Here is a 22,457-nt window from a genome sequence, read left to right on the forward strand (position 1 = left end):
ATGCAAAAAGCATTGGAGACGAAACGTTTGACGTTGTCTTATGGTGAAACAATTATTATCGATGAGTTGAATTTAGAAATTTCAAAAGGTGAAATTACAATCTTTATCGGTTCCAACGGTTGCGGGAAATCAACTTTATTACGTTCACTAGCTAGATTATTAAAGCCAACAACTGGTGACATTTTGTTAGATAATCAAGCTATTCGAAGTATGCAAACGAAGCAAATTGCTCGTCAAATGGCAATTTTACCGCAAGGACCGCAAGCACCTGAAGGGCTTACAGTATTGCAACTTGTAAAACAAGGACGCTATCCATATCAAACATGGCTGAAACAGTGGTCAGAAAAAGATGAGGAAATGGTACAGAAGGCACTTGCAGCAACAGGTATGACAGAATTTGCTGAGCGTGATGTGCATGCTCTTTCAGGTGGACAACGACAACGTGCTTGGATTGCAATGACGCTTGCACAAGATACAGATATTATTTTACTGGATGAGCCTACTACATATTTAGATATGACTCACCAAATTGAGGTGCTAGATTTATTATTCGAATTAAATGAAACAGAACAAAGAACAATTGTCATGGTATTACACGATTTAAATTTAGCATGCCGCTATGCAGATAACATTGTAGCCATTCAGGATAAACAAATATATGCACAAGGTAAACCTGAAGAAGTGGTAGATGAGAAACTAGTACGTGATGTATTCCGAATGGAGTGTCAAATTAGTACGGATCCGTTGTTTGGAACACCGCTTTGTATACCTCACGGAAGAGGAAGACGTGTAGTTAAAGAAGTTGCTCAGGTAATGAGATAAAAAAACGATGAGTGATTCATCGTTTTTTTTATTTGGTACAAGAAAATAAGAGGAAGAGAGGAATACGTAAGCGACGTTTATACTCTTCTTCATTTTGAAAATAGGTTGGATTTGGTGTAGCTTCTTTTAATGATGTAATGGTAAATCCGGCTTGCTGTAATAATGTGAAATAATCTTCCGGTGTACGATGATATTTAATAACTTCTTGGTCAATCCATGGTTCAACCCGTTTGCCTAGTTTAAAGTAATCATCGACGAGCCAACTCGTTCTTTTACCACTTGTTTGTAAGCTTTCAAACGAAGAAGTAATAACGGGATGTTGAACGCTAAAGGTAAAGGTGCCATTTGTTTTTAAAGTTTGAAACACATTTTGAAAAATGGCATCAAGATGTTCAATATAATGTAAGGTGAGTCTAGATGTTACTAAATCAAAAGTGGAAGAGGGGTAGGTATAATCTTTGAGGTTTAAAAAATGAACAGATCCATTTTTATTTTCTAGTTGTTTTTTAGCTTTTTCATACATAAGTTCGGAGCCTTCAATGCCGGTGTAAGAGTAGCATCCCTTTTCTAATAATTCCGCGCCAAACTTAGCATCACCACAGCCTAAATCGAGAATTTGTTTTCCTCGTACATGACCAATGAGCTGAAAGAATACTGGTTTTTCAATGGATTCATTTGGGCTATTTTCTCGGTATCTTCGTTTCATATATTGTTCGAAAAATGCTGTGTTATTGTATACATCAGATTCTGTAAATGCCATGTTTGAAACCTCCTGAAATATTTTTTTAATTCTATCAAATATGAAAAGTAAATAATAGATTTATTGTAATGAATCATATATAATCTAAAATTGTAAGCGGTTACTTTAAACTATTTTTCTATAATAAATTCTGAAAACGTGTTAAGCTAGTAGAGGGATTATTAGAACTATTAAGACAATAATCCGCTTACATGAACGATGGGAGGCTTCACGATGTCTAGTAAAACACTTGCGAAATTTTTAGAAGAAAATTTAGAGGATTTAAAATCAAAGGGGCTTTATAACGTAATTGATCCGCTTGAGAGTTCAAATGGACCGATCATTACAATTGGCGGAAAAGAATATATTAACTTATCTTCAAACAACTATCTTGGATTAGCAACAGATAGCCGTTTGCAAGAAGCAGCAATTGGTGCTATTCATAAGTACGGTGTTGGAGCAGGGGCTGTTCGTACAATTAACGGTACTTTAGATTTGCATATTAAGTTAGAAGAAACAATTGCAAAGTTTAAACATACAGAAGCAGCAATTGCTTATCAATCAGGATTTAACTGTAATATGGCAGCGATTTCAGCTGTTATGGATAAAAATGATGCAATTCTTTCAGACGAATTAAACCATGCTTCTATTATTGATGGTAGTCGTCTATCAAAAGCAAAAATTATTGTTTATAAACATTCGGATATGGAAGATTTACGCCAAAAAGCAATTGCGGCGAAAGAATCAGGTCTTTACAATAAATTAATGGTAATTACAGACGGTGTCTTTTCAATGGATGGAGATGTTGCAAAACTACCAGAAATTGTTGAGATTGCAGAAGAGTTAGATTTAATGACATACGTAGATGATGCACACGGTTCAGGTGTACTTGGAAAAGGTGCAGGAACTGTAAAGCACTTCGGTCTTTCTGATAAAGTTGATTTCCAAATTGGTACATTATCAAAAGCAATTGGGGTAATTGGTGGATATGTAGCAGGGAAACAAAACTTAATTGACTGGTTAAAAGTTCGTTCACGTCCATTCTTATTCTCTACAGCATTAACACCAGCTGATGCAGCAGCTTGCATGAGATCAATTGAAATCTTAATGGAAAGCACAGAGTTACACGATCGCTTATGGGAAAATGGCCGCTACTTGAAACAAGGATTAAAAGAACTTGGCTTTAACATTGGAGAAAGTGAAACGCCAATTACACCTTGTATCATTGGGGACGAAGTATTAACACAAGAATTTAGTAAACGTCTAAATGAAGAAGGGGTATACGCAAAATCTATCGTGTTCCCAACTGTAGCAAAAGGAACAGGGCGCGTTCGTAATATGCCTACAGCAGCTCATACGAAAGAAATGTTAGATGAAGCAATTCTTAAGTATGAAAAAGTAGGAAAAGAAATGGGCATCATTTAAGTAACGACATCTTTTGAATAGCTTGCAAATGAGGAGTGGGGAAAATGAAAAAAATTCTAGTAACCGGTTCTTTAGGGCAAATTGGTTCTGAACTAGTAATGAAACTTCGTGATGTATACGGCGCATCAAATGTTATTGCAACAGATATTCGTGAAACAGATAGTGAAGTAGTAACGTCTGGTCCATTTGAAACGTTAGATGTAACAGATGGACAAAAACTACATGATATCGCAAAGCGTAATGAAGTAGATACAATTATTCATTTAGCAGCTTTACTTTCAGCAACAGCAGAAAAAAATCCGTTATTTGCATGGAACTTAAATATGGGCGGACTTGTAAATGCATTAGAAGCAGCTCGTGAATTAAACTGTAAGTTCTTCACGCCAAGTTCTATCGGTGCATTCGGTCCATCGACGCCAAAAGATAATACACCGCAAGATACAATTCAGCGTCCTACTACGATGTATGGGGTAAACAAAGTGGCAGGAGAATTACTATGTGATTATTATCATCAAAAATTTGGCGTAGATACGCGCGGTGTCCGTTTCCCAGGTTTAATTTCTTACGTAGCTCCTCCAGGAGGCGGAACGACTGATTATGCAGTTGAAATTTATTATGAGGCGATTAAAAAAGGTGCATACACCTCATACATTGCTGAAGGAACGTACATGGACATGATGTATATGCCTGATGCTTTACAAGCGATCATTTCATTAATGGAAGCTGATCCAAGTAAGCTAGTGCATAGAAATGCATTTAACATTACAGCAATGAGCTTCGAGCCAGAGCAAATTGCAGCGTCAATTCGTAAACACATTCCGACGTTTACAATGGATTATGCAGTAGATTCAGCTCGTCAAACAATCGCTGATAGCTGGCCAAACTCTATTGACGCAACTGCAGCAATGAAAGAGTGGGGCTTTAAAGCAGAATACGATTTAGACAAAATGACAACTGACATGCTGGCTAAGTTAAAAAAAAAGCTCACAGCTGAGTTAGTGATGAATTAATAGGAAGAGTCGATTCTTAGGAATCGGCTCTTCATTATTTTTGGGAGGAGAGAAGTCTTATGCAAAGAGTTGATGTCGTATACGCACTAATACATGACGAAGAAACAGATAAAATATTAATGGTACATAATGTAGAACAAAACGTTTGGTCATTGCCAGGTGGGGCTGTGGAAAAAGGTGAAATATTAGAGGAAGCACTAATAAGAGAAGTGAAAGAAGAGACAGGTTTAACCGCCTTGGCTGGGGGGCTTGTTGCGATCAATGAAAAATTCTTTGAAGAATCAGGGAATCATGCACTATTTTTTACATTCCGAGCGAATGTAGTAAAAGGGGAACTTATTGCGGAAGATGAAGGTGAAATTTCTGCAATAGAGTGGGTAGATCGAACAATTGCGAATGAGCGTTTCCCATACTATGACGGAGGATTTGAATCTTTATTAGAAGTAGCCATTCCATACAAGTTTCAACCAGAAACAAAGTAATTGAACGAAAAAACAGGAGCCACAAGGCTCCTATTTTCTATTCAATCGTCTTCAGTAATAGTTTTTTCAGCAATGGTTTAATCTTCAATCGTAAATCTTCAGCATGATTTGCAACTAAGAAGTGATGGTTATAAATGTTTTTCATCAATTGATAAGTTGCTTCTTTCGCTTCGCCTTCTTCGATGAAGATACCGATTACTTCCATACCACTTTTACGCGCGAGTTTAACAGCTTCATGCGTATCTAAAATTCCGTCTTGTTGATAGTCTAGCGCAGAAGGCTCACCGTCTGTGAAGACTAGTAAGAATTTATGTTTCTCAGGTCTTTTGGCAAGTTTTTCAGAAACGATACGAATAATATATCCGTCGCGGTTATCTTCTTCTTCACGAAGTTGCATAATTTCTGGACCAACGTTTGGCAACGTTGAGTTTTTATAATTTACAACTTCATGAATAACGTTCGGCTTATCTTCAGGTTTAGCGCTAGAGGCATCTTCCCAAAATCCGCTAATAGCGTGCGGGATTTTTAAAGACTTTAAAGCTTCATGGAATAGTACAACACTCTTCTTCGTTTCTTCCATTTTGTTATACATAGAACCAGAACAGTCAACTAACAGTTGGAATGCAACATCCAGTTCTTGTGACTCTTGTCCTTTTTTATAAAACATACGCGGTTGTTTTTCGGTATAAATACGAAGGAATTTCTTACGAAGTCTTCCGTAATATTTATCACTATTCGCATTCGTTTTATTTTCAATCGTTTTTTCGATAATTTTCTTTAATTCTTTTACATCTTTATTGACGACTGATTTGATAGCTTGGTAATCTTTTTTCTCATCTGAGTTTGGTTTGCGAGCTTCTTTAAATGTATGAGAAGCACCTACATTATACTTACCGTATGCACCGTCGTGCTGGCTAGAAGCGTGTGAAGCCCTTGCTTCTTCTGTATCAGCGCCATCAAAGTTGGATTGTGTACTTTTTTGTGAAGTACCTTGTACAGAACCAAGTGCTTGGTCGCCATCTTCTGATTCACGGGCAGTATCACCCATCATATTAGTTTTTGTTCCGCTTTCTAATTCAAAGCGTAAAAAGTTCTCGTTTTCGTTATTTTTATTTTCACGATGCCATGTGGAGAAACTTTCATCCATTTTGTTTTTATTTTCATCGTCATCTATAAGCTGCGTATCATCATTTGCTAAATCTTCGACGCGACAGTTCTTTTCGTCTGCAAGGACAGATAAGTAAAGTGGAGCATGTCCGAAATAGTTGTTAAGCATATCGCTTTCAAGAAGCGCCTCTAAGCGATAGCGAATTTTCTCAACGATATACATAATATCTTCTGTATTACGTGCTTGGAATGTTTCATGTAAAATCGCTTCAATTTGCTCAAAATATTCATTATTAAACATTTCGTATTTATCGCTAGTTAATGAAAGATAGCATAGGCAAAATAGACGATCACCGTGATAATTACGAACACGGTTTATTTCATTTTGAGAGCCGAAATAATTGCGGTACATTTCTTTTCGACGTTTAAAAACATGCTTCGTGCCAGGACGTAAGTTCTTTACGATTTCCTCAACGCGTAAATCTTCTAATAGAACAAATAATTGTGTTAAAAACTTTTTTAGGGGCGATTCTTGCAATTCAATCGCATAAGAACGAATTAAAGTCATGTCCGAGTAATGTTTATTACCAAGTGCTTTTAAGAACACTTCGCTTTTTAATCCGATTACTGTATCTTCTTCTTTTCGATCATCCCAAAAGTGACTAATGACAACTTTCTTTTCAATTTCGTCGTAGTATGCTTTATAGCCATATTCAAGATAGGCATCGTCTTCTTTTAGAAGGGCATACATTAAGTTTTCCATTTGTAGAAACAGCGACGCATCAATTTTTTTGTCACTAAAAATTTGTCTCATAAATTATCCCTCAAAGAAATAACTTTCTGCTAATTCACGGACAGTCATTTGTTCTGTTTCATCATTAAGTTTTGCAATTATGCTTCGTTCAATCGCTCGCATAACAGGAATATATACACCTAAATCACATGCGTCGATAATACCACGAATACTTGCTGCTTCTTCACTTACACGTCCATCGCGAGCTAAAGGCATAAGGTCGCTTGCAAATGCAACAAACTTTTCAATTGTTGCAACATCATTTAATTTTGATTCTGCTAATAATAGTTCTTTTAATGTATCACCTTGAATGTAAGGAACTTCAATAATAACGAAACGGTTTTTTAACGCTTCATTTAGTTCACTTGTTCCAACGTAACCTTCGTTAATCGCAGCAATTACACGGTATTCGTCATCACCGTATACAACCTCTTGTGTAAATGGGTTTGTAATCATTTTACGGTAATCTAATGCGCCGTGAAGAAGTGGTAACGTTTCAGGTTTTGCCATATTGATTTCGTCAATATATAGGAAGTGACCGTTCTTCATTGCTTTCATAAGAGGACCGTTAACGAATGAAACTTCAGATGCACCATCTTTCGTTTGTAGTGTGTTGTATCCTAAAATCCCCTCTACATCTAAGTCGACAGAGCAGTTAATGCTATGCATTGGTTTTTGGAATAAAGAAGAAAGAGTTTCCGCTAGTACTGTTTTACCACTACCAGTCGGTCCTTTTAATAGAATGTTCTTGCCAAGAAGAAGTGCTGTAATCGCATCTTCAATAATGCTATTATCAGACGCTTTATATATTTTCGTTCCGATTAAATGTGCATTTTCACCAGCTTCTTGTTTATTCTTTTCATGAATCGTAGAAAGCTGTTGTTTTAAATCAGCATGTATATGAAATTGTTCTAACATGTATTTCCCACCTAACATTATTTTCATAAAGTAATACATCTTATGATAACTTGTTTTAATATGGTATGCAAAGAAAAGGAAGGAGGATAAAGGGAAAAGAAAAAGCAATCAAGATGAAGTTGATTGCCTACAGTAAAGGAGAAATGAGCCTCATGAAAGACTCCAATATGCGTTTTTTTATACTTCTTTTTTGGAAAGAGTTCCATTTAATTTCAGTTGAATGTTTAAAATCTTCTTCAAAATCACGTTTAATGTCGTGAACTGTTTTTGATTCATAAAGCACGCTAATAATTTCGTAATTCAATTCAAAGCTACGTACATCCATGTTCGCTGTTCCAATAGTTGCAATTGTATCATCAACGAGTACAATTTTTGCATGCATAAAACCATCTTTATAACTGTAAATAGAAGCACCAGCTTTTAAAAGCGGAGTGAAATAGGATTGAGATGCTTGATCACTAATGATGCTATCACTTTTACCTGGATATAAAATCCGTACATCTATTCCGGCAATTGCACTTAAGCGTAATAATGTTAAAGTTTCTTGATCTGGAATAAAGTAGGGTGTAGCGATCCAAATGGATTTTTTTGCAGAGCCCATAACAGCTAATAATGTATTACGAATACTTTTATCATCGGAGCTTGGTCCGCTTGCTACGATTTGAACAGCACCTTCTGCATTTGAAATCTCTTTACCTGGGAAGTATTGTCTATTCATGAATTGATCCCAGGAATAAGTATTTAAACCACTAGAGGCATAGAGCCAGTCTTCTAGAAAGATTGCTTGTAATTTATATAATGCTTTTCCTTCTATTTTTAAATGACTATCACGCCAAACAGGAAATTTCTTGGAACGGCCAAGATATTCATCACCGACATTGAGTCCTCCGGTAAAACCAATTTTTCCATCTACAATAACAATTTTTCGATGGTTACGATAATTGACAGTTTCAAGTAACCAAGCTGAAAAAATAGGGTCAAATTCTACAATTTCAATCCCAGCTTCTTTCATAGGTTGCAAAAATCGTCGTCGTAACGTATTACTTCCAAGGCCATCATAAAGGAAGCGTACAATAACACCATCTTTTGCTTTTTGTATTAAAGCATCTCGAACTTTTGTACCAATTTCATCAGATTTATAAATGTAGTATTGAATATGTATATGATGCTTTGCCTGCTCTATAGCTCGCAAAATTTCTGAAAATGTTTGATCTCCGTTTGTTAAAAGTTTTGTAGTTGTTTTATCTGCGGCAGGACCACCTCCAAATTTTTGTATGACTTCTGTTAAATGTATGGAACGTTCATTTAGTGAGACTGTGAGTAATAACTCTAGTCTTCTTCCTTCTAATATTTCACGGAATAATTTTCTTTGTTCTTCTGAACGATGGAGATGTTTTTTTCTTCTCCAGCGGCTGCGTCCGAAAATAGCGTATAAAAGCACACCTATAATAGGAAGAAGTGCTAATACTAAAAACCATGCTAACGTACTTTGTGGAGATCTATTTTCTATAAAAATAACGAATGAAATTCCGACAATTGTGATGGACCATAGAGCACCGACAAATGTATATAACGAAATATACGATGTATTTAATAGGAACAGAACGATAGATACAATTGTAAATATTAATAGTAATTGAACGATAGGCTTCTTCATTTCTATATAATTCCCCTAATCTTTTTTCAATATAGACTTCTTAAATAGAAGATGTAATATGACATCTTTATTATAAGGTGTTTTGCTTTTTTTACAAAATATAGACATTTCACCTATACTTTCCGCATTTGTCCTACATACAGTGTACTATCCCATTTTTTATCCCACTCTTAACGCATATGAAAATGAAAAAATCGAAAAGGAGCGGAGAAACATGAATTATATAGAAAATAATGGATTGTACTATCGAAATCATCATCATGGAGGACACAATCATGGTGGACATCATCACCATGGAGGACACAATCACTATGATCACCATCATCATCACGGAGGCGGATGGGGCTGGGGTGGTGGTAGTTCATGGGGAGGCGGATTTTTCCCTGGAAGCTTTGCAGGAGGAGTGTTAGGCGGACTGACAGCTGGTGCATTAACAGGTGCAACAAGTGGAGGATATTATCCGGCTCCATATCCAGTAGCTTATCCATCACCATACCCTGTAACGTATCCAATGCCATACCCAGGTTATCAGCAAATACCATATTCGTATTAAACTAAAAAAGAGGCTATCCTCTTTTTTAGTTTAATACAGTATTTATTTATAAAATAATTCCAAAGTTAAGGTGGAAATATGTTAATATTTTGTTATTGTAATTCAAAAACATGCACATTAATGTAGATTTTCATATTATTATTTGTGAATAGTTATGTAGTATGATCTAATTTCTATTTCGTTATTAAAAACAAAGAGATCAGATATGAGTGGTATTAGTTGGAAACAAGGCTTGCATAGAGCTACTTAAAAGGATTGCGGTATAATAAGGCGCGAAGTAATTAGAGATATGGGAAGCTACCAGTTATAATTGAAACGGTATAATATTGCTTTTTATTACAAATAATATTATGTTATTTTAATCGGTTTATTTAAAAAGATAATTTATGTAAAGGGCTAGTATTAGAAAATGAAATATCTCTATTTCTATGAAGAGAAACAGGTTGTGTTTTAGTCAGATAGAAGCAAGGAGAGATGCGCATGCTAGAACAGAGAGGTCATGCATTATATGACTCTTCGTTGCGAGATTTAAAGTTAGCATTAGATGAGTCTTCAATTGTTGCAATTACAGATCGAAAAGGTCTTATTACATATGTAAATGATAAATTTTGTGAAATCTCTAAATACAAAAGAGAAGAATTAATTGGAAAAGATCACCGTATTTTAAATTCAGGTCATCATCCGAAAACCTTTTTTCAAAACTTATGGAAACGTATTTTGAATGGGAAAGTATGGACAGGTGAGATTCGGAATCGAGCAAAAGATGGTACATATTATTGGGTCAAAACAACAATTGTTCCATTTTTAAATGAAAAAGGAGAGCCTTACCAGTTTATCGCAATACGAAATGATATTAGTAGTAGAAAAGAAGCGGAACAGAGGTTGCGGCTAAGTGAAAGTCGTTATAGGGAACTTGCCTATCATGATGCTTTAACGAGTTTGCCGAACCGTTTGCAATTAATAACGACCGTTAATAAATTGATTGCAGATAAAAAAGAATTTGGTATGATTTACTTTGATTTGGACCGTTTTAAATTAGTAAATGATACGTTAGGTCATATGATAGGGGACTTACTTTTAAGCGAAGTCGCTTCAAGGTTGCATTATGTACTAGGAGAGAAAGATGTTCTGGCTAGGCTAGGTGGCGACGAATTTGTGCTGTTAACAAAAAATCATAGACAAGATGATATGAGGCAGTTAGCGACATCTGTGTTGTCATGTTTCCAGGCACCATTTATTCTTGAAGGCCATGAAGTATATATTTCAGCTAGTCTAGGACTTTGTTCTTATCCACAAGACGGACAAGACGTGGAAACATTATTGAAAAACTCCGACTTAGCTATGTATAGTGCAAAAGAACAGGGGAGAAATGCTGCATGTTTCTTTACAGATGAGCTACGCGCGAAAATAAATCGTAGAATGAAAGTTGAGTTTGCTTTGCAAAAGGCAATTCGTGATGAAGAGTTAGATGTAGTATTGCAGCCTATTATTGATTTGAAAACGAAGAGATATTCTGGTATAGAAGCTCTAGTACGCTGTATGACAGAAGATGGACCTATTTCACCAAACGAATTTATCCCGGTAGCTGAAGAGTCTGGACTTATTATAAAGCTAGGAGACTGGGTATTAGAAAAATCGTGCCGATTGTTTAAAACATTGCCCAATTATCAAGAAGGACTAAAGTTATCAGTGAATTTATCTATACAACAATTAATGCAGAAACGTTTTATTTTCTCTGTACGTAGCATTTTAAAGAGAACTGGTTTTCCTCCGAACCGTTTAATATTAGAAATAACGGAAAGCATAGCAGTCCGCCATTTTGATTATATTATTGCTACATTACAAGAATTAAGAAATATGGGTGTTTTAATTGCTTTGGATGATTTCGGAACTGGCTATTCTTCCTTATATTATTTAAAACAACTACCACTGGATATTGTAAAAATTGATCGTAATTTTATTCGTGAATTTCATTATGATCACGCACAACCAGAACGAACGATTGTAAAATCCGTTATTGAAATTGCTCATAGTTTAAATTTAGCAGTAGTTGCTGAAGGAGTAGAAACAGTAGAGCAAGAGAGTTTGTTACAATCAATGAGCTGTGATTATGTACAGGGATTTTATTATGCGAAACCTTTATCTGTAGGAGAGCTAAAAGAAAAGTTAATTACAGATTTTTAATAAAAAAGAGAAGCCAGCAGCTTCTCTTTATTTAATCCGTTTTTTGTGAGTCTTTCATTAGTACTGGATAAAGAATAAGACCTAATATAAACAATCCAATTCCTAAGAAGAACGTTTTTAAATCAGCAGTTCCCGTTTTGATAACCCAAATGGAGTATACCAATGCCAATGTAGTGATAATTCCATCTTTTACTCGAGATCCTGGTAGTATATCATACGTTTCTCCTGTAATAACTAATTTTAATTGGTACAAGGTAGAAACAAGGTATGGAATTAAATAGGCTAATGTTGCTACGACGATAGCGAAACTATATGCTTCTGAAACAGTACCAGAAATCGTTGAAAATAAGAAAATTTGCGTCATTACATTTGTAATCAATAATGATTTTGAAGGACTACCTTTTTTATTTGTTTTCCCGAAAAACTTAGGAAAAAGTCCATTTTTTGCTGCCTGGTAAGGTACTTCTGAACTAACAACGATCCAGCCAACTGTAGATCCAAATAAAGATATAAGAGCGAGTAAGGCCATTATATACGCGCCTTTATTTCCAATTGCTAAATTTAATGCATCTACTAACGGTTTTTGAGACTCCTTTAAAGCATCTTGCGGAAGAGCTCCCATTGTAAGTAAAGTAATTGACATGTAAATAAGAAGAGCGATAATTAATCCGAAAATCGTAGCTTTTTTTACATCGCGCTGTGATTTTGCACGATTAGAAAGCATAACTGCTGATTCAATACCGATAAATGCCCAGAGTGTTGCAATAGCAGCTGAATTGATCTGGCCACCTAATGAGATTGATTGTCCTGCTTCATTCATAAAGGTTTGACCGTCTCCGAAATTAGAGGCGTTGAAAATGAACAATGTAATTACAATAAACATTGTAAATCCGATAATTTTTGCAATAGTAGCAAGTAGATTCATATTTCCAGCTCGATCAATATTTTGCGAAAGAATATATTGAATTCCCCACAGCATAAGGCTACATACGAGGAAAGTTAATCCTTTTCCGAGCTCCAGTGAAAATCCATTTATTGAAAAAAGAATTTGCTTACTTTGTAAAACTGGAAAGAATGTTGATAAATATCCAGCAAAGGAAATAATAACAGATGCTGTTGCAGCCCAGTTAGCAGCCCAATATCCCCATGCCATACTATATCCTGCAACTTTACCAGCTTTTTTTGAAGGAAACATCGCTTGAGCATAGCTTTGTGGTCCAGCTTTTAATTCTGGTTTACGAATCGCTAAATTTCCAAATACAAGTGCAATCATAAATACGCCAAGGCCTGTAATACTCCATGCGAGTGTAGAACCCATTGGACCTGATACTTGTGCTAAATTTGCTGGAAGCATAAATACGCCACCGCCAACCATATTCCCGATAACAAATGCTGTTAAAACCCATAATCCCCACTTTTTCGTTTCCATTTTTGTTAACTCCTTTGTAGTAAGTTTTGCTTAAACATCATTTTTTACTAGCTTTTGACAATAAAAAAAGAGCCATGTAGATAAAAAAATACCTACATGGCTCTTTTGCCAAAGCGTAGGTACAACGGGAATAACCCTTGTACCTACGCGTAATTTTTCCGCTAGGTTTCAAGGGTTACGTATGATGATGATGTTTTTGTGCAAATGTAACTACAGTTGTTGTATAAGTAAGCATAGTTCTTTGCTCCCTTTCTCCTCTGATTTTGAAGTTAGTATACTACATGTTTTTTTGAATGAAAAGAAAAATATAAAAATTTTTATAAAAATACGTTTTAAAGATTAAATATTTACCTATATTTTTCTTGTACTGGAAAATAAGTGAGAGATTGGCAGAAGAGTGAAGCATGTTATAATACATATAGAATTAGAAGGTGACAAGGGGCTATTGTAGATGATGAGTAAGTATGAACAAATTTATACAGAAATCAGTAAATCTATTGATAATAAACAATTAAAAGAGGGATGCAAAATCCCATCAGAAACAGAATTAATGAAGCAGTATGAGGCAAGCCGAGGCACGGTGAGAAAAGCTGTAGATTTACTGCAAGAGCGTGGATATGTGCAAAAAATTCATGGAAAAGGTGTTTTTGTTTTAAAGCGAAAAAATATTGAATTTAATTTTGGCGGTATTGTAAGTTTCCAAGAAGAAAATGAACGTTTGGGACGTCATTGTATTACGGAAGTTGTGGAAATGGACAAAGAAAAAGCCACAAAAGAAATTGCAAAATTATTAAATGTAAAAGAAAAAACAGAGATTGATCATATTAAACGTGTACGAAATATTGATGGAGAAAAAGTAATTTTAGATATAAATCATTTTGTATCTGAGTTTATTCCAGGATTAACGAAAGAAATTGCAACTGCATCGATTTATAAATACATCGAGAAAGAGCTTGGGCTACATATTAGTTATTCGCAGAGGGTAATTGAAGTACAGCCATGTACAGAGGATGACAGAAAGTATTTAGATTTAAATGGAACAGACTATGTTGTCGTTGTGAAAAACTTTACACATTTGTATGATGGAAGTCAGTTTGAATATACAGAATCACGCCACCGTTTAGATATTTTTCACTTTTCGGATGTGGCACGCAGGAAGTAAAGAGGTGGAACAAAATATTGTTTCATCTCTTTTTTTATAAAAAAAAACACAAACTCGTATATACGAGTGTTGACTAACTTATATATACGAGTTAATATGTAATTGTAAACGGTATCAAAAAAGAAAAGAGGGACGGGAATATGGGGAAAGACTATCGTAAAACAGCAGAGGAAGTGTTGCAGTATATTGGTGGGAAAGACAATATTGAACAAGCTGCACATTGTGTGACGAGGCTCCGTATCGCTTTAAAAGATGAAAGTAAAATAGATAATGATAAATTACAGTCTGTTTCATTAGTGAAAGGAGCGTTTCATAACGCTGGTATATTTCAAGTTGTAATTGGTCCAGGAGATGTAGATCGTGTTTACGCTGAATTGATAACGCTTGCGGGTATGAAAGAATCGACTGTAGCTGACGTAAAAGACTCTGGAAATCAGAAGTTAAATCCAGCTCAAAAGTTTGTAAAAATATTTTCAGATGTATTTATGCCGATATTACCAGCGATCGTAACGGCTGGTTTACTAATGGGTATTAACAATCTATTAGGCGCAAAGGACTTATTTTTTGATGGGAAAAATTTATTAGATGTTTATCCGAACTTAGGCGGGCTTTGGGATTTAATTAATATGATGGCCAATACAGCATTCGTATTCTTACCAGCACTTGTCGGGTGGTCAGCAACGAAGCGTTTTGGTGGTAGTCCAATACTAGGGATTGTTATGGGATTAATGCTTGTGCACCCGGCCTTATTAAACGCTTGGGACTATGGAAAAGCAGCGACTGGTTTAGACGGACAAAAGATTGAGTACTTCGATATTTTAGGACTGTTCCAAATTGAAAAGGTAGGGTATCAAGGTCAAATCTTGCCGGTTTTAGTAGCTGCATTTGTGTTAAGTAAAGTAGAAATTTTCTTAAAGAAACATGTACCAAATGCAATTCAATTATTAGTTGTACCAATTACAACAATCGTTGTGACAGGTGTGTTAGCATTAGGAATTATTGGTCCGGTTACACGTCATATTGGAGATTTATTAACAGTAGGATTAGTAGGTGTATATGAAACAGTACCAGTAGTTGGAGCAGTATTATTTGGAGCGTTATATGCACCACTTGTAATTACAGGTATGCATCATATGTTTATTGCAATTGATTTACAATTGATTGCACAACATGGCGGTACATTTATTTGGCCGATGATTGCTCTTTCTAATATTGCGCAAGGTAGTGCGGCACTTGCGATGTTCTGGATTTCTAAAAATCAAAATGATAAAAGTATGGCATCAACATCAGCCATTTCAGCATACTTCGGTATTACAGAACCAGCGATGTTTGGTGTGAATTTACGAAATAAGTTCCCGTTTTATGCAGCGATTATAGGGTCTGCTGTGGCAGCGATATTCATTACATTAAATGGTGTATTAGCACCTGCTATCGGAATTGGGGGATTGCCAGCATTTATTTCTATCATTCCGAAATCGATTCCAATGTTTATTGTCGGAATGATTATTGCAGTTGTAATCCCATTTACTTTAACATGGTTATTTGCAAAAAGAGTGAAACAGAAGTAGGAGGAAGTTAAACATGAAGGATTGGCATAAAAGTGTAGTCTATCAAATTTATCCGAAGAGCTTTAATAGTTATTACAATAGAGAAACCGGTGATATAAAAGGGGTTACAGAGAAACTAGATTATTTAAAAGAACTCGGAGTGGATTATATTTGGTTAACACCGATATACCAATCACCACAAAATGATAATGGATATGATGTAAGTGATTATTACAGCATTGATCCATCTTACGGAACGATGGAAGAGTTTGAAGAACTTTTAGCAGAAGCGAAAGTACGTAACATTGAGATTATGCTGGATATTGTTGTAAATCATAGTTCGACTGAACATAAGTGGTTTAAAGAAGCGAAGGAAGATAAAAATAGTCCATATCGTAATTACTATATTTGGCGTGATGAAAAAAATAATTGGCAGTCTAAGTTTGGTGGATCTGCTTGGAAATATGATGAGAAGACGGAGCAATATTATTTACATTTATTTGATGAAACACAAGCTGATTTAAATTGGGAAAATGAAAAACTGCGTGAAGAAGTATATGATATGATGCGCTTTTGGCTGGATAAAGGGGTAACGGGATTCCGATTAGATGTCATTAACTTAATTTCAAAAGACCAATGTTTTTTAAACGATGAAGGTAGTACTGCGACAAGTGATGGACGCAAGTATTATACAGATGGCCCGCGTGTTCATGAATATTTACAAGAGATGAACCGAAATGTTTTTGCAGGAAAAGATGTCATTACAGTTGGAGAAATGTCATCTACGACAATTGATAATTGTATTAAATATTCTAATCCTGAGCGTAATGAATTAAGCATGACGTTTAGTTTCCATCATTTAAAAGTAGATTATCCGAATGGTGATAAGTGGACGAAAGCAGAGTTTGATTTTATTAAATTAAAAGAGATTATGTCTAACTGGCAAATTGAAATGCAAAAGGGCGGAGGATGGAATGCGTTATTTTGGTGTAATCATGACCAGCCTCGCATCGTGTCACGCTTTGGTGATGATGGAAAGTACCGAAACGAATCTGCAAAAATGTTAGCGACAGCCATGCACATGCTGCAAGGAACGCCTTATATTTATCAAGGGGAAGAAATCGGTATGACGAATCCTAAATTTGAGTCCATCGAGCAATATCGTGATGTAGAATCGTTAAATATATACGATATAAAGCTAAAAGAAGGGCTATCAAAAGAAGAGATTATAGGGATTTTAAAGCAAAAATCTCGTGACAACTCTCGCACTCCGATGCAGTGGAATGAAGAGATGAACAGTGGTTTTACAACAAGTACACCTTGGATTTCAGCGGCTGAAAATTTTAAAGAAATAAACGTAGAGAAGGCATTAGAAGATAAAGAGTCCGTATTTTATCATTATAAAAAGTTAATAGAGCTTAGAAAAACGTATGATGTAATTACAGAAGGAGAATATGCTATTTTGGATAAAAATGATCCTAAAATTTGGGCATATACTCGTACTACAGAAAGTGAAGTACTACTTGTTATAAATAACTTCTATGGAGAAGAAATAACGTATTCAGTACCAGCGCACGTTCAGTTAGATGGAATGAAACAAGAAGTACTACTGTCGAATTATAAAGATGCCAGCAAGGATATTGCAAAACTTAACTTAAGACCATATGAATCAATTGTGTATCGATATACGAAATAAAAAGGTTGTATGCCCGAGCGGCATACAACCTTTTTATTTTAAGACACCACTATACAAAATGCTTACTTCTACTTCAGGTTTGAATTTTACTTTTGCATAATCTTTATTCCAATTTTTTTTCTTCCATAAGTTAGGATGATAAGCGATAAGATGTCTTCCAATACCGAAAGCATCACAATTTGCTTTTTGTAGTTTTCGTGTTATTTTTTTCGCTTCTTTCGTGAGTTGTTTAGAAAGTTCTTTATTTAGTTTTTCTCTATCGTCCATTGTATACATATTATCTCTTGGAGATTCAAGTGCTATAACTTTTAATTGGAGCTTAATGTGAGCATAAACATTTCCTTTTTTATCTGTTGTTATTTTTAAGTCGCGTTTTAATTTTCGATTACTAATTTCCATTGTTAAATAATCAGATGTCTTCTCAGATTCATCACTAGTCAGTTTTTGGGTTATACGGGCACTTGTTCCCATTTTTCCGGTTAATAACACGAATAAAACAGATTGTTGCAAAGGTAAATGCCCAGTTAATTTATCATTGTTAAATAAAGCTAACCCGTTTGTAACTACTTCTTTTCCTCTTATTTTTATAGAAGGAAGGGTAAAGTCTTTACCGGGATCTAACATTTTTGTAGCAGCTGTTTCTAAAGTTTCTTTTGGAAATACACTCATATCTTCTAAGCTTTTCACTTTTTTCTTTAGAAAATCTCCAATTAGTAAATTTCCTATTTTCTTTTTTTCGAGTATCTCCGATGTTTCACCATCTACTGCAATAAGTTTTACTAAAGCAGTTGGGTTTGTTGGATCTCGAAAGCTGACATCTAAATAGGGGAGTATACCCTTTTTTAGAATTTTGGTTCCGAGTAATTGAACACCATATTTAAAATAGCGAATATTCCCAGTCACATTTTTTTTTAGGGCATCGCCTGTATCCATTATGTTATGCCCGGTTGCTGAATATATTTCATTCTCAAATGAAGATTGCTCTCCGCTTGAACTTTTTACGAGCTCGATTGTTTGCTGGAGTTTATTCTCTTCCGTAATATCAGCTCCAACGCTATAAGCTAAACTTGCCTCCCTTAATGGTTCTTGATCCCAACAGCCAGAAAGGAGGGAACTAGTACATAATATTAAAAGTAATTTAACTCTTTTTGGGAACATACTGTTCTCCTTTCTTCTTTCTTATTATTGAATAAAGTAGAAATAAAAGAGGGAGGACAACGATGAAAATATAGGTGAACTTATCAGTGAAAGTTGAAATTACTTTTAATTCTTCAGGTGTATCTATAAATAAGGCTACACTAAAAGCAATAATACCAACGATTGGAACAGCCTTTTTATGATTAGCAAGGTTGAATATATGTCCAATTCCGATTGAAGCAGCGCAGTAATAACTAGCAATAGAAGCGACAACTGTTATCATCCAAATTGGGATGAAGATTAGGTCCGTTCGATCTATAATTCCAATATGCAAGGAGCGTAATAAGTAAGCAACTGGCTCTGGAATAAGCTCAATTTGCTTTGGACTAAATACGATAAAGCAAATCCAAACGGTAAAAGTATAAAAAAGAGTTACAAATCCATTGGCGATAGAAATGGCCTTCAGTTTTGCAATAGAACTCCCATTTACTTTTGGGAAAGCGATAAGAATAATTTCAAAACCATACATGGCTGTAATTGTTTCCTTGGATGCTTGAATTATATTCCACCATCCGGCTTCTGTAATAGGAAAAATATAAGAGAAATCAGCTCGTGAAAGCCCTAGGGCAATTAAAAGAGCCATTGGAATAATGAGAATAGAGGCCATGACATAAAATCGTACGATGACTTTAAATGTGTTATAAGCTACATAACAACAAGCTACTGTACATAATATGAGAATTGCAGACCACGGAGTTGCGTGTAAAACCCACACTTTAATGACGTTACAAGCATTTAACATAACCGTCATACCGATAAGGGTAAAATAAAAAACATAAGAAAAGCCCAATAGTTTTCCTAACTTATTACCAAATAGCATACAAACACTTTTATACATATCTGCATCAGGAAATCGTTTTAAGAAAAGCCACATAAGTAAAATAATAAGTTGAATGGCAAGCCCCGCGATGAGCGCAGAAATCCAACCACCACCTTTTGCTATCGGATGAAGCCGGTTAGGTAGAGATAGTATACCGACCCCAATTTGGCATTGAATAACGAAAAAGGTAAATTGAACAAGTGAAATTTTACTTTGCGTGTTTGTCACCGTCCTCACCCTCTCTCGTTACATGTTGGCGCTGCATTTTTTTCGGTTTTGGATCATGTGGTCTTTCCCAAAATGACCAAATTGGTAGTCTTATGAAAGAATCTTTCATATCTTTAATCCGCATCGGGGCAACAGGAGAAAGATATGGTGTATGAAATGAATGAAGCTGACATAAGTGAACGAAAGTTATAATGAGACCGAATGATATTCCTACATATCCGAATATGGCAGCAAGGAGCATTAATGGAAAACGAAGAATCCGAACTGCTGAACTCATATCGTTTGATGGAACGAGAAAAGATGAGATTGCAGTTAAAGCTACAACGATGATCATTGTGTAAGAAACGAGTCCAGCTTTTACAATTGCATCCCCAATTACTAAACCACCTACAATACCGATTGTTTGTCCAACGCGGCTCGGCAAGCGAATACCAGCTTCTCGTAATAACTCGAAAATTAACTCCATTAAGAGAGCTTCAAAAATAGGAGGAAGCGGTACTTTCTCTAATGAAGCTTTAATCGTATACACAAGTTCGAGCGGTAACACATCAGGATGAAAAGCAACAGTTGCAATATATAAAGCTGGTAAGAGAAAGGCAATTAAAAAACTTACTAAGCGAATCATTCGGACGAAAGAACCGACAATCCAACGGTTATTATAATCATCTGGTGATTGATAGAAAGCAAATAACGTAACAGGAACGATGAGCGCTGTTGGATCTCCATCAGATAAAATAGCAACACGCCCTTCCATTAAATTAGCAACAGTTCTATCTGGACGCTCTGTATTTAATTGCTGCGGAAATGGGGAGAAAGACGTATCCTCTATAAATTCTTGTATGTATCCTGGTGGCATAAGTGCATCCGTTTTAATGGTTTCCAATCTTCTTTTCACTTCTATAACTAAATCGTCATTCGCTATATTTTGCATATAAGTAATTGCCACTTTCGTGTGCATTTCTTCACCGAGTGTAAAATACTTAACAACTAAATTTGGACTCTTAATGAGTTTACGAATAGAGGTTAAATTAGTTGCTAGATCCTCTACAAAACCAGTATGTGGACCGCGCACAACTCCTTCATTATCAGGCTCTGCTATATCTCTCTTTAAAGATAAGGTTGTTTCGAAAATACAAAAACTGTCGACGTGTTCATGAAAATATAAGGATTTACCTTGTAATAAAAGTTGTATCCCATAATTTAAATTCGTTTCTTTTTTCATATTTAGCGTAGAAAAAGCTTTATCTAAAGATAAATCTGATCGCGTTAATAATGGCTCAAGGACTAACTGATGAATTAGATTTGGATCTGCTAAAGATTCGATATATAAGATTGCTCCTTTTCCGTTTTGAAAAGGGAGATCTAATTTTTTTATATCATCAGAATGAGAAAGTTTATTTTCAATGTAATTAATGTTCTCCGGAAGTGATGGAAACATATGCTTTTGGTTTTTACTCTCTTGTTGTTCTTTTTGCTCTGTCATAATTTCCACCTCTCTTAAAGTGCAATTGTTTCTGTTAATTTTTGTCGTTTGTGAGAAATTTATGCTTGAATTATTTTAAAAAAAGAGGATTGAAGGTTACGTTACATTGTCTTTTGTGCATTATTCAATTTCATAGCAGTACTTCTAACATTTGTGTCGAATTAAGAAGATATATAGGAGGGATATATATGGAAATAGCTGTAGAACGTGTTTTTACGAAAGAGATTTTAAAAAGAGCAGCGAATTTGTTTCATGTAACAGTGGAAGAAAAGCCACTTGGAGATTTTGAGAATTATATTTTTAAGGCGAAGGGTGATAATGATGAAGATTACGTATTACGTTTAACACATTCTTCTCATCGTTCTAAACAAGAGGTAGAGGCTGAACTAGATTTTTTACGATATGTTGCGGAGAATGGGGCAAAGGTAGCAGGACCTCTTTATTCAACGTCTCGAAATCTCGTAGAAGAAATCGTAGCAGAGGATGGAACGTTCTTTTTCGCTTCTTTATTTACATATGCAAAAGGTGAGCAAGTAAAAGGAGCAGAATCGCCTTATTGGGGCGAGCCTCTCTTTGAAGCATGGGGAAAAGCGATTGGGCAACTGCATCGCCTTACAATGGAATATCCTAAAACAGACTACCGTGATACGTGGGAAGAAGACGAAAGTGGAATTGTTAATGAATTAGAAGATGGTCAAGTGAAAAAGATTGCAGCGGTACTAATGGATGAAATTAAGGCCCTTCCAGTTGAAAGAGAAACGTTCGGTCTTATGCACGGTGATATCCATCAAGGTAATTTTCATTATGATGGTAAAGAGCTAACAATCTTTGATTTTGATGATGCGGCTTATAATTACTTTATACATGATTTAGCGATGGTTCTATACTACTCTGTTCTATTTACAACGTGGACAGCAGAAGAGAAGACAGATTTTGCTCGTAAACAGTTACAAGTGTTACGAAAAGGATATGAGTATGAGCACAGGCTGGCGGATAGCTGGTATGAATCGTTGCCACTATTTTTGCGTTTACGTGATATAGGTTTATATGGAACGCTTCAGAAGAAGTTTAAAGGGAAAGATATGCCTGATAACTTCTTGAAATTATCAGAAGAGCTATACGAAAGAATTATTAAAAGAGAAGCAATTGTGAATATATAATACATTTAGTTCAAAACAAAGTATATAAAACAAATATATACTTTG

At 35.4% G+C, this 22,457-nt stretch carries 18 protein-coding genes; 10 read left to right on the forward strand and 8 right to left on the reverse strand.

From position 1 onward, the window contains the following. A complete protein-coding gene (locus DN407_RS03185) occupies nt 1–822 on the forward strand; it encodes an ABC transporter ATP-binding protein (protein WP_098283697.1) in 822 nt (273 codons plus the stop codon). Nucleotides 823–850: 28 nt separating this feature from the next. Here DN407_RS03185 and DN407_RS03190 read toward each other — a convergent pair whose 3' ends face one another. Then, a complete protein-coding gene (locus DN407_RS03190) occupies nt 851–1,582 on the reverse strand; it encodes a class I SAM-dependent DNA methyltransferase (RefSeq protein ID WP_149216003.1) in 732 nt (243 codons plus the stop codon). Nucleotides 1,583–1,795: 213 nt separating this feature from the next. On the opposite strand from DN407_RS03190, the gene DN407_RS03195 reads away from it, so the two are divergent. The 3 genes from DN407_RS03195 to DN407_RS03205 are packed head-to-tail and all read left to right on the forward strand — an operon-like array spanning nt 1,796 to nt 4,478. Continuing rightward, nucleotides 1,796–2,986, forward strand: a complete 1,191-nt coding sequence (locus tag DN407_RS03195) for a glycine C-acetyltransferase (RefSeq protein WP_000095905.1) — start codon at nt 1,796–1,798, stop codon at nt 2,984–2,986. A 44-nt stretch (nt 2,987–3,030) separates the two neighbouring features. Further along, nucleotides 3,031–3,996: an L-threonine 3-dehydrogenase gene (locus tag DN407_RS03200; RefSeq protein ID WP_000723129.1), complete on the forward strand. Its 966-nt coding sequence runs from the start codon at nt 3,031–3,033 to the stop codon at nt 3,994–3,996. 59 nt (nt 3,997–4,055) lie between these two features. Further along, the gene (locus tag DN407_RS03205; RefSeq protein ID WP_001189940.1) at nt 4,056–4,478 is read left to right on the forward strand and encodes an NUDIX hydrolase; all 423 of its coding nucleotides are present in this window, start codon (nt 4,056–4,058) and stop codon (nt 4,476–4,478) included. A gap of 37 nt (nt 4,479–4,515) precedes the next feature. Here DN407_RS03205 and DN407_RS03210 read toward each other — a convergent pair whose 3' ends face one another. The 3 genes from DN407_RS03210 to DN407_RS03220 all read right to left on the reverse strand — a co-directional run bounded on the left by DN407_RS03210 (nt 4,516) and on the right by DN407_RS03220 (nt 8,953). Next, on the reverse strand, nt 4,516–6,399 hold the full coding sequence (locus tag DN407_RS03210; protein ID WP_001248851.1) for a vWA domain-containing protein: 1,884 nt from the start codon (nt 6,397–6,399) through the stop codon (nt 4,516–4,518). A 3-nt stretch (nt 6,400–6,402) separates the two neighbouring features. Continuing rightward, nucleotides 6,403–7,296, reverse strand: a complete 894-nt coding sequence (locus tag DN407_RS03215; protein WP_000892973.1) for an ATP-binding protein — start codon at nt 7,294–7,296, stop codon at nt 6,403–6,405. A gap of 127 nt (nt 7,297–7,423) precedes the next feature. Next, entirely contained in the window at nt 7,424–8,953 is a 1,530-nt protein-coding gene (locus DN407_RS03220) for a cardiolipin synthase (RefSeq protein WP_149216004.1), read from the reverse strand. Nucleotides 8,954–9,167: 214 nt separating this feature from the next. Between DN407_RS03220 and DN407_RS03225 the strand changes: the two genes are divergently transcribed. After that, nucleotides 9,168–9,506 (forward strand): hypothetical protein, encoded by a 339-nt coding sequence (locus DN407_RS03225; protein WP_001106403.1) that lies wholly within the window; start codon nt 9,168–9,170, stop codon nt 9,504–9,506. 480 nt (nt 9,507–9,986) lie between these two features. Beyond that, a complete protein-coding gene (locus tag DN407_RS03230; RefSeq protein ID WP_000893350.1) occupies nt 9,987–11,690 on the forward strand; it encodes a putative bifunctional diguanylate cyclase/phosphodiesterase in 1,704 nt (567 codons plus the stop codon). 31 nt (nt 11,691–11,721) lie between these two features. Here the strand turns inward: DN407_RS03230 and DN407_RS03235 are convergent, their stop codons facing one another. After that, nucleotides 11,722–13,119 (reverse strand): amino acid permease, encoded by a 1,398-nt coding sequence (locus tag DN407_RS03235; RefSeq protein WP_044797131.1) that lies wholly within the window; start codon nt 13,117–13,119, stop codon nt 11,722–11,724. Nucleotides 13,120–13,570: 451 nt separating this feature from the next. Here DN407_RS03235 and treR point away from each other — a divergent pair, with 451 nt between their 5' ends. The 3 genes from treR (at nt 13,571) to treC (ending at nt 17,524) form a co-directional block, all read left to right on the forward strand. After that, the gene (gene treR / locus DN407_RS03240) at nt 13,571–14,281 is read left to right on the forward strand and encodes a trehalose operon repressor (RefSeq protein ID WP_000987242.1); all 711 of its coding nucleotides are present in this window, start codon (nt 13,571–13,573) and stop codon (nt 14,279–14,281) included. A 140-nt stretch (nt 14,282–14,421) separates the two neighbouring features. Further along, nucleotides 14,422–15,849, forward strand: coding sequence for a PTS system trehalose-specific EIIBC component (treP, locus tag DN407_RS03245; protein ID WP_000513940.1), 1,428 nt, complete (start codon nt 14,422–14,424; stop codon nt 15,847–15,849). Between the two features lie 13 nt (nt 15,850–15,862). Further along, nucleotides 15,863–17,524 (forward strand): alpha,alpha-phosphotrehalase, encoded by a 1,662-nt coding sequence (gene treC / locus DN407_RS03250; RefSeq protein ID WP_000656144.1) that lies wholly within the window; start codon nt 15,863–15,865, stop codon nt 17,522–17,524. A gap of 33 nt (nt 17,525–17,557) precedes the next feature. Here the strand turns inward: treC and DN407_RS03255 are convergent, their stop codons facing one another. From DN407_RS03255 to gerKA, 3 genes are read right to left on the reverse strand one after another with little or no spacing between them, the layout of a single operon-like run. After that, nucleotides 17,558–18,682 carry a Ger(x)C family spore germination protein gene (locus DN407_RS03255; RefSeq protein WP_000484129.1) on the reverse strand — a complete coding sequence of 375 codons (1,125 nt, stop codon included), beginning with the start codon at nt 18,680–18,682 and terminating at the stop codon, nt 17,558–17,560. After that, nucleotides 18,663–19,769: a GerAB/ArcD/ProY family transporter gene (locus DN407_RS03260; RefSeq protein ID WP_000185796.1), complete on the reverse strand. Its 1,107-nt coding sequence runs from the start codon at nt 19,767–19,769 to the stop codon at nt 18,663–18,665. Before DN407_RS03260 ends, DN407_RS03255 begins: the two co-directional genes overlap by 20 nt. Then, nucleotides 19,750–21,252: a spore germination protein GerKA gene (gene gerKA / locus DN407_RS03265; protein WP_149216005.1), complete on the reverse strand. Its 1,503-nt coding sequence runs from the start codon at nt 21,250–21,252 to the stop codon at nt 19,750–19,752. Before gerKA ends, DN407_RS03260 begins: the two co-directional genes overlap by 20 nt. A gap of 188 nt (nt 21,253–21,440) precedes the next feature. On the opposite strand from gerKA, the gene DN407_RS03270 reads away from it, so the two are divergent. Continuing rightward, nucleotides 21,441–22,412, forward strand: coding sequence for a phosphotransferase enzyme family protein (locus DN407_RS03270; protein ID WP_097797268.1), 972 nt, complete (start codon nt 21,441–21,443; stop codon nt 22,410–22,412). Nucleotides 22,413–22,457 lie beyond the last annotated feature (45 nt).

Origin of the sequence: Bacillus sp. JAS24-2, from assembly GCF_008274905.1 — a bacterium.
In the GTDB taxonomy this organism is placed as follows: Bacteria; Bacillota; Bacilli; order Bacillales; family Bacillaceae_G; genus Bacillus_A; species Bacillus_A cereus.